This is a genomic window from Alcanivorax sp. HI0044, assembly GCF_001634945.1.
On sequence record NZ_LWEZ01000072.1, the window covers coordinates 1 to 733 of the forward strand.

The 733-nt window shown below is 59.6% G+C and carries 1 pseudogene; it reads right to left on the reverse strand.

Going from position 1 to position 733, the window contains the following annotated elements:
• Window positions 1-657 (reverse strand): annotated as a pseudogene (gene lolD, locus A3730_RS00930) (lipoprotein-releasing ABC transporter ATP-binding protein LolD); the annotation flags it as partial.
• Window positions 658-733 lie beyond the last annotated feature (76 nt).

Here is a 733-nt window from a genome sequence, read left to right on the forward strand (position 1 = left end):
GCTCATATTGCTGCGGGCAGCGGGAGGCAAACTCCCGGTCATGGGTCACGATCATGAACGCCGTACCCAGATTCTCATTCAACTCGATCATTAGCGCCTGCACTTGTGCAGCAGTGCGCTCATCCAGATTCCCGGTGGGCTCATCCGCCATTACCAGTGCCGGCTCGGTCACCAGCGCACGGGCAATGGCCACCCGCTGACGCTCGCCGCCACTCAGCGCGGAAGGCTTGTGCTTGAGACGATGCTCAAGCCCCACCCGCTCCAGAATCGCGGCGGCCCGGGCCTGACAATCCGCCGGCTTTTCGCCACGGATCAACAGCGGCATGGCCACATTTTCCAGCGCGGTAAATTCCGGCAACAGATGGTGAAACTGGTAAACGAACCCCAGGTAACGGTTGCGCAGCCGCCCGGTTTCCCGATCATTCAGTGCTGTCAGCGAAGTGCCAGCGATAGAAACCGAGCCACGGGTAGCGTGGTCCAGCCCGCCGAGCAGATTCAGCAAGGTCGATTTCCCCGAACCGGACGCACCGATAATCGCCAGGATATCGCCTTGTACACAGTCAGGTCCACACCCTTGAGCACTTCCAGTTCGTTATTGCCCTCTTCGTAGGCTTTCACCAACGTTTGCGCATGCAGGACAGGCGTCGAATCATTCATAACGCAGCGCCTCCGCAGGTTGTACCCGGCTAGCGCGCCAGGAAGGATACAGGGTGGCAGAGAAGCTAATGAACAG